Origin of the sequence: Psychroflexus sediminis, from assembly GCF_900099815.1 — a bacterium.
Taxonomy (GTDB): Bacteria; Bacteroidota; Bacteroidia; order Flavobacteriales; family Flavobacteriaceae; genus Psychroflexus; species Psychroflexus sediminis.
Genome location: NZ_FNCW01000002.1, coordinates 302,306 through 316,123, shown reverse-complemented (window position 1 = coordinate 316,123; position 13,818 = coordinate 302,306). Strand labels below are relative to the sequence as shown.

Sequence of the window (13,818 nt, the reverse complement as noted above, 5' to 3'; positions counted from 1 at the left end):
ATTTCAATGTCCAAATTCTCATAGAGACTTCCTAGAGATACAACTAATTCCATTTGAGCTACATCAATACCTGCAACTTCCTTTAAAACTTTTTTCACATGTTCAATTTTTAAAATTAAAAGTGAAAAATCTCTGTTCGTCTTTTCTCCTGGTTGGATATTCTGGATACCGTTAAGGTTCCTTACATTCTGTTCAAACTCTACGAGATATAAAAGGATAAGGTCATATCTATCGGTCGATATATCTTATGATTATCTAGCCATCGGTTGACTCTTATCCTCTTTCACTTATATTTGTAAAACTAAAAATTTATTCCAAAAGCAAACATAGGAGCCATCGGGAGGGAGAACTTTTATTTTGTTTCTGCTTTTAATTCCTTTCCCTTGGGGGTCCCGTCCCGATAGCTATCGGGAAGGGAGGTTGGGAGGGGACTTAGGCTATCGCCTTGTAATACTGGATTTCTTTGGCTATCCCGTCCCAGAGACCGAGTCGCTTTTCCAAAGCTTCTCTGGAACAGACCTCGACTTCTTTCCATTTCTGCTCGTCATCACCACATAAAGCAGAGATCAATTCAAGAGCCATAGGCCCATGCTCATCTTCATCCAGCTCGATATGCCTTTCGAAGTAGTATTTGAAAAGACTCAGGTCCTTCTCAGGAAAATTTTTCTGGATCTCACCAATAATAGAGGTAAACATATCGGGGATGAGCTCCTCTCTGCCAAACGTAAAACATGCGGCGACTTCATGGGCTTTGCCGCGTTGTATGGTATTGAACGTGAATATTAAAAACTCCTTGACACTTGCTGGCAGATCACTGGCAGAAATCACTAAAAAGATATCCGTCCCATGCTCAACCTGGTTGATGAAATCCATCACCTGCGCCGTCGAAGCCTCCGCGCTTATCATGGCATCGAGATACATTTCAAAATGACTCTGGCGTTCGCCTTCAGAATTCAGGTCGGTTTCTTCCGCTAAAACAATTTCATTGATCAGGTAGCGGTGCTTTGGGTTCCCTTTAGGCATCCATGGTGTAGTGGTACAGGTTAACTGAGTCTGAAGGGATTTCAGCAAAGACATAAAATCCCAGACCGCAAACACATGATGCTTCATAAAAATCTGTAAGTCCTGCGGAGATTCCACGCTTTTGTAGAGCCTGTGATCTATAAGCTGTGACCTTAAGTCTTTTAAATTTTCCTTGAGTTTCGTTACCTGCATTGCTTCTTTTTTTTGCAAAAATAAAGAGTCAACGGAGATTAAACTCCACTGACTCTTTATTTTAAAATTTTATTTTGAATATGTAATCGGAAAATCCCATCATCCCATTAGTCACTTAAATGACCTTTTATTTTCATTACTCATATTCAAATTGCCTTGTTCAAGTTCGAGCGAAGTCGAGAACTAAATACATCTCGACTCCGCTCGATGCTAAAACACATAATCAAAATTTTGTTCTAATGGATAGTTATTCCTGCGAAGGAATGGGTTTACTATTTAAACGCTGAAATCCCAGTAATATCCAGACCTGTAATCAGTAAATGAATATCATGTGTACCTTCATAAGTAATCACACTTTCCAGGTTCATCATATGACGCATGATGCTGTATTCTCCGGTTATACCCATTCCTCCAAGGATTTGTCTGGCTTCTCTGGCAATAGTAATCGCCATGTCAACATTATTTCGCTTGGCCATAGAGATTTGAGCCGTGGTAGCTTTACCTTCATTTTTAAGCTGGCCTAAACGCAGTGCCAGGAGCTGGGCTTTGGTGATTTCGGTTATCATTTCAGCCAGTTTCTTTTGCTGAAGCTGAAACCCGGCAATGGGCTTTCCAAACTGAATTCTTTCTTTGGAATAGCGCAAAGCTGTATCGTAACAGTCCATCGCTGCGCCTATGGCTCCCCAGGCAATGCCGTAACGGGCAGAATCCAGACAGGATAAAGGAGCTCCCAGTCCGCTTTTACCTGGCAATAGGTTTTCTTTTGGCACTTTCACGTCCTGAAAAATAAGTTCCCCGGTTGCAGAAGCTCTCAGCGACCATTTGTTATGTGTTTCGGGAGTCGAAAAGCCTTCCATCCCCCGTTCCACAATCAATCCGTGTATTCTTCCTTCCTCATTTTTGGCCCATACTACAGCCACATCGCAAAACGGGGAGTTGGAAATCCACATTTTGGCGCCGTTGAGCAAATAATGATTGCCTTTATCTTCAAAATGCGTGGTCATCCCGCTGGGGTTCGACCCATGGTCGGGCTCGGTTAACCCAAACGACCCCATAAATTCTCCGGTGGCCAGTTTAGGTAAGAACTTTTGGCGCTGCTCTTCTGTTCCATAGGCATAAATGGGAAACATGACCAGAGAAGATTGTACCGAAGCTGTGGAGCGAACACCACTATCACCGCGTTCTATTTCCTGCATGATCAGTCCGTAAGAAATCTGATCTAAACCTGCACCGCCGTATTCTTCCGGGATATAAGGTCCAAAAGCACCAATTCCGGCCAAACCACTAATAATCGATTTAGGGAATTCTGCCTTTTGGGCAGCGTCTTCTATGATTGGACTTACATCGCGCTTCACCCAATCTCTCGCCGCCTGGCGAACCATTCGGTGTTCTTCGGTGAGTATATCATCTATGTTGTAATAGTCCGGGGCTTGAAAGGTATCTTGTTTCATAAATAAATGTTCTTATTTACAAATTTAACGAATACAGGACTGAACATCTGTGAAGCTTTGTTATTATTTTACCTAAATCTTAAAAAATCACATTTTTAAATAGAAATCCTTTACCAAATCGATATATTCCTGCGTGTATTCATGCCTGGAATGTTCAATTATGAGTTCCTCTTTAGCAATACTTTCTGTTTTATGTCTTCTGAATTTGAGCAGAGTTCGCTTGATTGGAGAAGCTGGCTGACCTCTTACCTCAAGTATATCTGAGGGGTAGAGCTGATATTCGCGAGCTACTGAAATGAATTTCTCCTGTTCTGAAAAGGGAAGAACCACACTGAACTGACCCTGTTCTGATAAAAGTAGTGAAACCCCTAACAGCAAATCTTCAAAAGTCAAGTGCTCCTGAAATCTGGCCTGTTCTCTGGCTGTGTTTTGAACATCAAACCTCGGCTGTTCAGAAAAGTAGGGGGGATTGGATACAATAAGGTCGTATTTTTCGTCCATCTCAGAATAAAATTCGGTAAAACTGGCATGGTAACAGAACAGCCTATCTCCCCAGGGGCTGTTTTCAAAATTGGTTACACATTCTTCAAAAGCGTCGGGATCTATCTCCACCGCGTCTATAGTTTCTGCAGGAGACCGCTGAGCAAGCTGAAGCGCCAGTATCCCCGTACCCGCTCCAACATCTAGAATGGAACTGACATTTTCGTCAATGTCAACCCAAGCCCCAAGTAAAACGGCATCGGTTCCAATTTTCATGGCAGACCTGGAATGCTCTACTTCAAATTCTTTAAAACGGAAGACCTGATCACTCATTATTTCTCTTCTTCATCATCATCCGTATCTATAATTTGGATTTGTGGCTTCTTCATCGTTTTTTTGTTAGCAATACTACGCTCAAGAGATAGTAATAACGAGGGTAGCAAGAGCAAATTTGCCAGCATCGCGAACAATAAGGTCGCTGAAACCAGGCCCCCTAATGCTACGGTTCCCCCAAAACTTGAAATCATAAACACAGAAAACCCGAAGAACAGTACGATAGAGGTATAAAACATACTCACTGTCGTTTCTCTTAAAGCGGGATAAACAGATTGTTTTATTTTCCAATGGTGGGCTTTAAGCTCCTGTCTATATTTCGCTAAAAAATGTATCGTATCATCGACACTAATGCCGAAAGCAATACTAAACACTAAAATTGTAGATGGCTTTATGGGTATTCCAATAAAACCCATCATTCCGGCCGTCATAATAAGCGGCAATAAATTAGGAATCAGGGAAATTAAAATCATCCTAAACGAACGGAACATCCAGGCCATAAATAAAGCGATAAGCAGTATAGCTAAGCTCAAAGAAATAATAAGATTATCCACAAGATAATAAGTTCCCTTTTGATAGACCAAAGCTTTCCCCGTCAAAGTGACTTCATAACGTTCTTTAGGAAATATCTTTTTAATTTCGGGAAGCAGCTTTTGTTCAATTTTTGTTATTTCTTCAGTAGTCACATCTTTCATAAACATGGTCATCCTGGCGTATTGACCTGTAGAGTCTATAAAGGATGAAAGCCCTCCTTCCAGCTCATCCATACTTTTTATATAAGGAGACATAAAGGTCTGTTCCTGGGAGGTAGGCAGCTGGTAATATTTCGGGTTATTGTTGTAAAAGGCCTGCTTGGCATATTTAGCCAGATTCACGACAGATACTGGCGGAGAAAGTTCTTCAATTTCATTAATTTCAGACTTCAATTCATCCATTTTCTTAAGCGTAGATAATTTGGTCACTCCTTTTTCTCGTTTGGTGTCGATCATGATTTCTAAAGGCAGGACACCATCAAATTTCTTTTCAAAAAATTTGATGTCTTTAAAAAATTCAGCGCTCTGAGGCATATCCTCCAGCAAACTTCCAGAGACTTTTATATTGAAAATGCCGATTATACTTAGGACTAAAACCGCGACAGACGTAAAGTAAATGCTTACTCTTCTGTGCTTCACCATTTTTACAATCCATTCTACAAAGCCTTCAATCCATTGTTTACCGAGATGCCTCAAATGCTTATCCTGCGGCGGTGGCATATAACTATAAATGATAGGAATAATAAGCAAGCTTAGGATAAAAATGGCAATGATATTAATAGAGGCCAGAATACCAAACTCCTTGAGCAGTTCGCTTTGTGTAAATATAAAAGTCGCAAAACCAGAAGCGGTCGTCACGTTGGTCATCAAAGTTGCATTCCCAATTTTGGTAATGACACGCTGAAGAGATTTTGCCTGGTTACCATGCTGTTTTATTTCATGCTGATATTTATTGATTAAAAATATACAGTTAGGAATACCAATAATAATAATTAAAGGCGGTATGACTGCTGTCAATACCGTAATCTCAAAGCCAAGCAAGCCAAGAAATCCGAAGGCCCACATCACCCCTATGATTACCGTAAGCATAGAAATAAGTGTAGCTCGGAAAGACCTGAAGAAAAAGAAGAAAATAAAGGAGGTTACCAAAAGTGCAGAGAGCACAAACCACTGAATTTCATCCACAATATTTTGAGAATTCAGGGTCCTGATGTAGGGCATTCCAGACACATGAATCTCGAGTGAATTTTTTTCCTTAAAGGAGTCTATCAAGGGAACAAATTTGTCCATGATAAAGGTCTTCCGGCCTTCAGCGTTGACAATACTGTCCTTCATATAAGCTACGGTTTGGACAGTCTTTGTTTCCGAATTGAAAATAAGGCCATCATAGAAAGGATAATCCTTAAAAAGCGATTCTTTATAGGCTGTGATTTGTTCTTCAGTGATAGTATCACTGTCTAAAATCGGCTGCATTACAAAACGCTTGGGATCTTCACGTTTTTGTAATTTTTGCAGGTTGTGAATACCGATGACAGATTCTATTTCAGGAAAAGTAGCCAGGGTATCAGCAAGTTCTGCCCAGGCTTTAAAGCTTTCTGGTGTAAATAAATCGGGGTCATCTGTGGCCAGCATAATCGCATTACCATCAGAGCCGAACTTGTCTTCAAACTCTGCGTATTGCTGATTGATTGGAGCATCATCTGGAAGCATATTGGCTTCTGAGTAAGAAAATTTCATGTGTTGCCACTGGAACGCCAGAAAAACAGTGATTCCCAGAAGGATGAGAATGATTACAATTCTATTCCTTAAAATTCTGCTGGCGATGAAATTCCAAAATCCGAAGCTAAAAACCTTTTGCATGTCGTATTATATGAATGAGCAAATGTAAAAAATCAAAATCTGTTTAGAGTTTTAATCTTAAAGCTTTAAATAAAAAGTAAATTTAAGAGAGATGTTATCTTCGAGATTGGGAAGATGGTAAGCCCCGTACCTGTAGGCAAAACTCAAACCAAAGCCAAAAAATAGTTTATTCAATTCGAATCCAGCCTCATTAAATCCTTTAGACAAGGTGTTGAATGAAATGCCCTGATGCTGCTCAGGATTTTCAAAATCACCAAGAGCATGTCTCGAAATAAAAATCAGTTCCGGCTGAATTGTATTTGAGAGTTGAAATGCTGCCAGCTTATGTTTCAGATGCAGGGTGGCCAGTTTTGTACTGAAAAATTCATTGAAGAACATCGTCTCAAAACTCTTTACCCCGGCTACTGAAAATCTACTGAGAATATTCGGTTTATTGGGACTGTTGGGAAAAGCATGAAAGCTATGCGTCAAAGGAATATCTCCAAAGCCGATGTCACCCCCCAGCTCTATACTGGAGAGACTTCCCCAGCTGTGTTGAATTTGATATTCAATTTTTGCGCTCAGTTTAGTAAAGCTGAAATCCCCAGCCATTACCCCATCAAAACTCTGACTTACCTGTGCTGAGATTTCAGGTGTGGATGTATCATTGATATAAATTCCTTTACCAATTTTTGAATAGGTATTATTTGGCGTCCATCTCAATCCAAAAACGGCCGTGCTTAAATCGTAATCATCGTATAAGATTCCATCATTAAGAAAAGCATAATTTTCAGTTTGTGAGATGCTGCTTTTGTCAACTTTAAATTCAGTCATCAGCTGTGGGGTGAAATTATGCTGAAGACTCAAACCGTATTTCTCGTATTTGTAAAAGAAAGTAATGTTCACAAGACGCGGTTCAAATAAGGAATACACACGCTGGTCGGTAAGGAAGTTATTCATCCCGACTTCATCAATATCGTTGTCATAGAAGGCATTTAACCAGGTGGAAGTATCTGAATTTAAAAGCATTCCGCCATTCAAGCCATATTTCAGGTTTTTATCCTTAAACCCATAGGCAGTAAATCCACCTAAGCGGTAATTTTCTGAAAAAGATTCATTGGTAATGACGCCTACGCCCAGGCGTAAACCTTCATAATTATTGAACTTAAACAATCGGGTCAGATCCACATCAAATATGCTGATGGGATAATAACCTCCATCGAATGCAGAAATCCTTTCGACTCTTTTCTCAATATTCTCCTCTTGAATATAAGCTTCAAGTGTTTTTGGAGTTTCCTTTTCATCTGCGATAAAGGCATACTCAAAGTTGGACCAGTACGCCTCAGAAATCTCTCCAGGTTCATCTTCGTAGATTTTTGTAAAGGGTTTAGGAAATGGAGAAATGCTGTCCTCAGCCACAAAATCGTAAAACACCTGCTGATGAGTTAGCAGAGCATCATTTTCTTCCGGGTTTTTTTTCTGAATTCTTCCAAATGCCAGCCCACCACCAAAGAAAGATAGCTTTGTTCCTCCGGTCCCCGGATAAATAAAGGCCTGTGTTTTTTTGGGTAAACCCGTTGCAGGATGGTAATCGGTAATCAAATTCAATTTGAAATCTCCATCTAAAACGACTTGCAGTTTTTTGAATTTCGACCTTAATTTATCTATGATCACAACCCCTTGAAACGATCTTATAAAGCCTTTCTTCAAAGGGCTAAAACTTAGTACTTTAACCTCAGGGGTTTCATAAATCGAATAAAACTCATAATGAGGCGTATGCTGGCTATGGAATGGTGAAACAAATTGATAATCAAAAATTTCGATATAGGTTTGAAACCAATCGAAAGAATAAATATCTTTATTTACCATTTTAGGTACCACTTTATCCAGGCCTTTTACGCTGACAGCTTTGAGTTTTTCCTGAAACCCTTCTTTTTTAGTCAGTCTTATATCAGCAGCTTTCCTCAGTATGAAATCAGGGACAGAATTGGAAATGGATGTTTTGCTTAAACTTTTAAAACTAAAATTGGATGAAATGCTTTGAGTGTCAGCAATTGAATTTATCTCATCCTGATCTACTCTTTCTGAATCTGCAGATTTAGCAGGAGACAATTTCAAAATTGAAAACCCTTCAAAAGCATTCAAAGTTTCATAACCGATAGATACTATCTTTTGAATGTGTTCGCCGCTTTTGAGTTCTATGGAAAACTCTCCCTGGAGATCTGAAAAAAAATAACGCTGTTGATCAGTGATCAAAACAGCGTTAGGGATAGGTTTTTCAACATTTGAACTATCTACAATCTTTCCGCTTACAGAAGATTGAGCATAGATATTCAAAACCAATATAAAAGGTAAAAAACTTAAAAAATGTTGAATTTTCAAATATAGAGGTTATAAAACAGTGAGACCGTTACTTACACAGTCATAATTTCTTTTTCCTTAGCAGCGTAGATTTTATCTATTTCCTCAATGTAAGCATCTGTTAATTTCTGAATATCTTCCTCCGTATCTTTTTGAACATCTTCTGGAAGATCTGCTTTCTTTATTTCATTCATGGCAGTTCTTCTGTCGTTTCGGACACCAATCTTAGCTTCTTCAGCTTCAGCTTTAGCTTGTTTTGCCAGTTGAATACGTCTTTCTTCAGTAAGAGGCGGAACGTTTATGATCACGCTATCGCCATTGTTCATGGGGTTGAAGCCCAGGTTAGCATTCATAATCCCTCTTTCAATTTCTTTAATCAAAGCTTTTTCAAAGGGCTGTATCGTTAAGGTTCTTGCATCCGGAGTATTGACGTTACTCACCTGGTTAAGCGGTGTCATGGTTCCATAATACTCAACCATGACTGAAGATAACATAGAAGGATTGGCTTTGCCAGCTCTAATGTTGACCAGTTGTTTTTTTAGATGCTTGATAGCTTCCTGCATCGATTCTTTGGCGCTATCTTTTATAAATTCGATTTCTTCGTTCATATGTTTAGTCTATAAATTCACTTTGGTTCCAATATTTTCTCCTGAAATTATTCTCAATAGATTTCCAGATGTATTCATATCGAATACAATTATAGGCAATTCATTTTCCTGGCTTAGGGTAAAAGCTGTGGTGTCCATGACTTTCAATCCTTTTTTCAAAACTTCTTCAAAACTGATAAAATCAAATTTTGTGGCATCGGTATTTTGTTCTGGATCTGAGGTATAAATTCCATCGACGCGCGTTCCTTTCAAAATAACATCCGCTTCCATTTCAATAGCTCTTAGCACAGCAGCAGAGTCTGTTGTAAAATAGGGGTTTCCTGTACCTCCACCAAAAATAACTACCCTCCCTTTTTCCAGGTGTCTTATCGCTTTTCTCCTGATAAAAGGCTCTGCGACTTCATTGATTTTGATAGCAGATTGAAGCCTGGTCTGCATGCCATTATCTTCGCAGGCGCTTTGCAGTGCCAATCCATTAATAACAGTTGCAAGCATGCCCATATGATCTCCTTGCACTCTATCCATTCCTTTACTGGCACCAGCAATACCTCGAAAGATATTACCACCACCAATAACTATAGCAACTTCTACTCCTTTATCTATTATGGTTTTGATCTCTTTAGCATAATCATCCAGTCGTTTAGGATCAATTCCATATTGGCGGTCGCCCATTAAAGCTTCCCCGGATAATTTAAGTAAAATTCTCTTATACTGCATATTGATTTTGGAATAAAGTTTTGCAAATATAAGGATTATCTTATACGAAAAAATGAGATATCGACTTCAATTTTGGACATAAAAAAAGCCTTTTAGAAAATTCTAAAAGGCTTTTTTTTCATTTAAACTAAGATTAGCCCAAGGCTACTCTTTCGAAAGCAAGGATTTCTACATCACCCAATGTTTTCACATGCTGAGCGACAGAAATTTTGCTGTCTTTAATAAAGTCTTGGTTAACCAAGGTATTATCCTTGAAAAAACGCTTCAATTTACCTTCAGCGATTTTATCCAACATATTCTCTGGTTTTCCTTCCTGTCTGAGTTGATCTTTTGCAATTTCGATTTCTTTATCAATAACAGACTGGTCTACACCTTCTTCATTCAAAGCAACAGGATTCATTGCAGCAACCTGCATAGAAACCTCTTTAGCGATCTCTTCCGCACCTTCTGCAGGCTTAGAAAGCCCTGTCAAGACAGCGATTTTATTGCCAGCGTGGATATAAGATCCAACAAATGGAGCTTTCAAAATTCTGAAATCACCAATTTCGATTTTTTCACCGATAACACCGGTTTGTTCTGTCAGTTTTTCTCCAACAGTGATACCATTGTAATCCAGTTTCAATAATTCTTCTTTGCTCTCAACACCAAGTGCTAACTGAGCAAAATCATTTGCCATTTTAGTAAACGAATCGTTTTTAGCAACGAAATCTGTTTCACAGTTTAAAGAAACGATGGCCCCTTTAGTAGAATCATCATTAACTACAGCAATTGCAGCTCCTTCAGACGACTCTCTGTCTGCTCTTTTAGCAGCAACTTTCTGACCTTTTTTTCTTAATATTTCGATAGCTTTATCAAAATCACCCTCGCTTTCTACAAGAGCTTTTTTGCAATCCATCATACCAGCACCAGTACTTTTTCTAAGTTTATTGACCTCAGCAGCCGTAATTTTTGCCATGACTTGTATATTTTGTGTTAATATAAAAATCGCTCAAGTAAGACTTAAGCGATTTGGTGTTATTAAATCTATATTATTCTGAAGCTTTATTTTCTTCTCCAGCTGGTTTTTTTGGTTCTGCTTTATCAGTAGGAACCTCTTCCACAACTGGCGCTTTAGTTTCAGCTTTCGCTGGTGTCGCTTCTTCTGTCGCTTTTTCTTTTTTAGCTTTCGCCGGTTTAGCTTCCGTATTATCTTTACCTTCTTTTCTATCGTTAAGTCCTTCAAGAATAGAATCGGCCATATAAGACATAATCTTATGGATAGATTTTGAAGCATCGTCGTTGGAAGGGATCGCGTAATCCACATCTCTAGGATTGGAGTTTGTATCCACCATTGCAAACACAGGAATGTTTAATTTTTGTGCTTCTTTTACGGCGATGTGCTCTCTAAGGGTATCCACAACAAATATGGCTGCAGGTAGTCGAGACATATCTGAAATAGAACCTAAGTTCTTTTCCAGCTTAGCTCTCATCCTGTCAACTTGCAATCTTTCCTTTTTAGAAAGAGAATTGAAAGTTCCATCTTTCTTCATGCGATCCACAGCAGCCATTTTCTTTACAGACTTTCTGATGGTCACAAAATTGGTAAGCATACCACCAGGCCATCTTTCAGTAATATAAGGCATTTGTGCTCTTTCAGATTCCTGAGCTACAATTTCTTTAGCTTGTTTCTTGGTAGCGACGAAAAGAATTTTTCTACCGCTAGCTGCTATCTTGGCAAGGGCTGTACCAGCCTCTTCCATTTTTGCAACTGTCTTGTACAGGTTGATGATGTGAATACCATTACGCTCCATGTATACATAAGGAGCCATGTTTGGATTCCATCGTCTTGTAAGGTGTCCGAAGTGAACACCAGCGTCAAGTAAGTCCTTGACCTCTATTTGATTTGCCATTTTTGTTTTAGTTTACGTTCTTCTGTTGGGATAGCAATAAATAAGTAGCAATTGGATTGGTCTTATTCATTTAGATGCTAAACTAACTTTGGGCTTACCCCAAATAACAACAAAAAATTGAACTATTAATAATTTTAATACTTGAATAAAATTCCCGATTAACGTTTTGAGAATTGGAATTTCTTTCTTGCTTTTTTCTGACCGAATTTCTTACGTTCCACCATTCTAGGATCTCTAGTAAGTAATCCCTCTGGCTTAAGCGTAGCTCTATTCTCTGGGTCTAGCTCGCACATTGCTCTAGATAAGGCCAGTCTGATAGCTTCTGCCTGTCCTGTGATACCACCACCAAAGACATTGACATTGATATCAAATCTATCTTCATTACCTGTCAAAGCCAAAGCTTGGTTGACTTTATAAAGCAAAGGACCAGTTGTGAAATATTCGTTAGCTTTTTTCTTGTTAACGATAATTTCACCTTTTCCCTCAGAAAGATAAACTCTAGCTACAGCAGTTTTTCTACGGCCAATTTTGTGAATTGTCTCCATTTACACTAGTTCGTTTATATTAATTTCTTTTGGTTGTTGAGCATCCATGTTATGCTCTGTCCCTGTAAAGACACGAAGGTTCCTAAATAAATCAGCACCTAATTTGTTCTTAGGCAACATACCTTTTACAGATTTTTCTACAAGACGCTCTGGGCTCTTGTCAAATACTTCTTGAGCGGTTAAACTTCTCTGTCCACCAGGATATCCAGTATGTCGGATATACTCTTTTGAGTCCCACTTCTTCCCTGTCAGGTTGACTTTCTCTGCGTTCACAATGATAACATTGTCTCCACAATCAACATGAGGGCTAAAGCTAGGCTTGTACTTGCCTCTCAAAAGTTTGGCAACAATAGAAGCTACACGTCCAAGAGATTGTCCGCTGGCATCAACAACAACCCAGTGCTTATCTGCAGTAGCTTTGTTGGTTGAAACCGTTTTGTAACTTAATGTATCCACACTTAAATTTTTAATAATTAAACATTCCTTTTTACCTTCAAAGTCTTGAAAATAAGGGTGCAAATTTACGATTATAAATTTATATAGCAAGCTATGCTCTCAAATAATTTGTTAAGTCTATTTAGCTTCAATTGTTTAAGAGGTGAAATGGCATTATGACAGGTAGTCACAAGTCTACATTTCTTGCATCGTAGAATTTTTAGCCGATTGGAAAGACATTTATTTACCTCGCCGCCCGCTTAAGCCATTTCAAAATTCAAATATATTCGATAAAAACACCAGGCTTTGATGAATATCTACTGACAAATTCAATTTTGGTCAAACTTTTGATACGTATGTTTTTAAAAACAAACAATGATAGGATATTATATTTTAATAGGCGCCATACTGCTTGTTAGCTGGTATGTTAGCAACAAGTTAAAAAGCAAGTTTAAAAAATACTCCAAAATCCAGCTTCAAAATGGAATGAGCGGAGCAGAAATTGCCAGAAAAATGCTGAAAGATCACCACATTCACGATGTGGAGGTCATTTCCACCCCTGGTCAGTTGACAGATCATTACCATCCAACTAAAAAAACGGTAAACCTCAGCGAAAGTGTTTACAACCAAACAAACGCCGCTGCAGCCGCCGTGGCAGCTCATGAAGTGGGTCATGCCGTACAACATGCCAAAGCTTATTCCTGGGTAGAACTGAGAAGTCAACTCGTTCCTGTTGTAAGTGTAGCTTCTCAATGGAGCCAGTGGGTGATTTTTGGAGGTCTTATTTTGATGACGATGGTTTCTGTAGGTGTTGGACAGATGGTGCTCCTCGCCGGAATCATTATGTTTGGCTTAGGGACATTGTTCAGCTTTGTCACTCTACCGGTAGAATATGACGCCAGCAACAGAGCCTTAGCCTGGATGAAAGATCACAATATCGTAACTCAGGATGAGTACAAAATGTCTGAAGACTCTTTGAAATGGGCTGCGAGAACTTATGTCGTAGCCGCTATTGGCTCTCTGGCCACTTTGCTCTACTTCCTAAGCATTTATTTAGGCAGAGAATAGCCATGGAAAAAATAAAATGCAAATCCGTTAAGATACCTAAAAGTCTTAATTGAACTAAAAAGTGTCATAACGAGCTTCTCAATATTTTTGAACTTCATTTAATATAAAGTGACGTTTTATACATGTTTTAGCATTGCTCAGGACAGCCAGGCCAGTTCGAGATGTAGCTGGTTCTCGACTCCGCTCGAACTTAAACAAAAACAGGCCGATTATCGATTAAGTAATCAAAAACCAAATTGGCAGCCTTTCGTCTTCGCTCAAGACAGGCTAAAGTCAAGACGTTTTTTTACAAGACTTCGACTTTAGTTTATCCTGTGCAAAGTCGAAGGCTCAGGGAGGAAAAA

The 13,818-nt window shown here is 39.0% G+C and carries 12 protein-coding genes; 1 reads left to right on the top strand and 11 read right to left on the bottom strand.

Annotated features, from left to right (window positions below):
• Positions 1–432 precede the first annotated feature (432 nt).
• The 11 genes from BLP81_RS02900 to rplM form a co-directional block, all read right to left on the bottom strand.
• Entirely contained in the window at positions 433–1,215 is a 783-nt protein-coding gene (locus tag BLP81_RS02900; RefSeq protein ID WP_093365440.1) for a DUF3050 domain-containing protein, read from the bottom strand.
• A gap of 272 nt (positions 1,216–1,487) precedes the next feature.
• Entirely contained in the window at positions 1,488–2,666 is a 1,179-nt protein-coding gene (locus BLP81_RS02895; protein WP_093365438.1) for an acyl-CoA dehydrogenase family protein, read from the bottom strand.
• Between the two features lie 87 nt (positions 2,667–2,753).
• Positions 2,754–3,479 carry a tRNA1(Val) (adenine(37)-N6)-methyltransferase gene (locus BLP81_RS02890; RefSeq protein WP_176752672.1) on the bottom strand — a complete coding sequence of 242 codons (726 nt, stop codon included), beginning with the start codon at positions 3,477–3,479 and terminating at the stop codon, positions 2,754–2,756.
• Positions 3,479–5,872 carry an efflux RND transporter permease subunit gene (locus BLP81_RS02885; protein ID WP_093365436.1) on the bottom strand — a complete coding sequence of 798 codons (2,394 nt, stop codon included), beginning with the start codon at positions 5,870–5,872 and terminating at the stop codon, positions 3,479–3,481. The genes BLP81_RS02890 and BLP81_RS02885 overlap by 1 nt, the downstream gene beginning before the upstream one ends.
• A gap of 57 nt (positions 5,873–5,929) precedes the next feature.
• On the bottom strand, positions 5,930–8,233 hold the full coding sequence (locus tag BLP81_RS02880; RefSeq protein WP_093365434.1) for a DUF5686 family protein: 2,304 nt from the start codon (positions 8,231–8,233) through the stop codon (positions 5,930–5,932).
• 32 nt (positions 8,234–8,265) lie between these two features.
• Positions 8,266–8,820 carry a ribosome recycling factor gene (gene frr, locus BLP81_RS02875; RefSeq protein WP_093365432.1) on the bottom strand — a complete coding sequence of 185 codons (555 nt, stop codon included), beginning with the start codon at positions 8,818–8,820 and terminating at the stop codon, positions 8,266–8,268.
• A gap of 9 nt (positions 8,821–8,829) precedes the next feature.
• On the bottom strand, positions 8,830–9,537 hold the full coding sequence (gene pyrH, locus BLP81_RS02870; protein ID WP_093365430.1) for a UMP kinase: 708 nt from the start codon (positions 9,535–9,537) through the stop codon (positions 8,830–8,832).
• A gap of 133 nt (positions 9,538–9,670) precedes the next feature.
• The gene (gene tsf / locus BLP81_RS02865) at positions 9,671–10,492 is read right to left on the bottom strand and encodes a translation elongation factor Ts (RefSeq protein WP_093365427.1); all 822 of its coding nucleotides are present in this window, start codon (positions 10,490–10,492) and stop codon (positions 9,671–9,673) included.
• Positions 10,493–10,565: 73 nt separating this feature from the next.
• Positions 10,566–11,426, bottom strand: a complete 861-nt coding sequence (gene rpsB, locus BLP81_RS02860) for a 30S ribosomal protein S2 (RefSeq protein WP_093365425.1) — start codon at positions 11,424–11,426, stop codon at positions 10,566–10,568.
• Between the two features lie 158 nt (positions 11,427–11,584).
• Complete coding sequence (rpsI, locus tag BLP81_RS02855) at positions 11,585–11,971, bottom strand: 30S ribosomal protein S9 (RefSeq protein WP_093365424.1); 387 nt, start codon at positions 11,969–11,971, stop codon at positions 11,585–11,587.
• On the bottom strand, positions 11,972–12,427 hold the full coding sequence (gene rplM, locus BLP81_RS02850; RefSeq protein WP_093365477.1) for a 50S ribosomal protein L13: 456 nt from the start codon (positions 12,425–12,427) through the stop codon (positions 11,972–11,974).
• 354 nt (positions 12,428–12,781) lie between these two features.
• Between rplM and BLP81_RS02845 the strand changes: the two genes are divergently transcribed.
• Positions 12,782–13,474 (top strand): zinc metallopeptidase, encoded by a 693-nt coding sequence (locus BLP81_RS02845; protein WP_093365422.1) that lies wholly within the window; start codon positions 12,782–12,784, stop codon positions 13,472–13,474.
• Positions 13,475–13,818 lie beyond the last annotated feature (344 nt).

Bases quoted from the DNA above. Each gene is read 5' to 3' on its own strand.
- BLP81_RS02900 (WP_093365440.1), bottom strand. From the start codon at position 1,215: ATGCAGGTAACGAAACTCAAGGAAAATTTAAAAGACTTAAGGTCACAG.
- BLP81_RS02895 (WP_093365438.1), bottom strand. From the start codon at position 2,666: ATGAAACAAGATACCTTTCAAGCCCCGGACTATTACAACATAGATGAT.
- BLP81_RS02890 (WP_176752672.1), bottom strand. From the start codon at position 3,479: ATGAGTGATCAGGTCTTCCGTTTTAAAGAATTTGAAGTAGAGCATTCC.
- BLP81_RS02885 (WP_093365436.1), bottom strand. From the start codon at position 5,872: ATGCAAAAGGTTTTTAGCTTCGGATTTTGGAATTTCATCGCCAGCAGA.
- frr (WP_093365432.1), bottom strand. From the start codon at position 8,820: ATGAACGAAGAAATCGAATTTATAAAAGATAGCGCCAAAGAATCGATG.
- pyrH (WP_093365430.1), bottom strand. From the start codon at position 9,537: ATGCAGTATAAGAGAATTTTACTTAAATTATCCGGGGAAGCTTTAATG.
- tsf (WP_093365427.1), bottom strand. From the start codon at position 10,492: ATGGCAAAAATTACGGCTGCTGAGGTCAATAAACTTAGAAAAAGTACT.
- rpsB (WP_093365425.1), bottom strand. From the start codon at position 11,426: ATGGCAAATCAAATAGAGGTCAAGGACTTACTTGACGCTGGTGTTCAC.
- rpsI (WP_093365424.1), bottom strand. From the start codon at position 11,971: ATGGAGACAATTCACAAAATTGGCCGTAGAAAAACTGCTGTAGCTAGA.
- BLP81_RS02845 (WP_093365422.1), top strand. From the start codon at position 12,782: ATGATAGGATATTATATTTTAATAGGCGCCATACTGCTTGTTAGCTGG.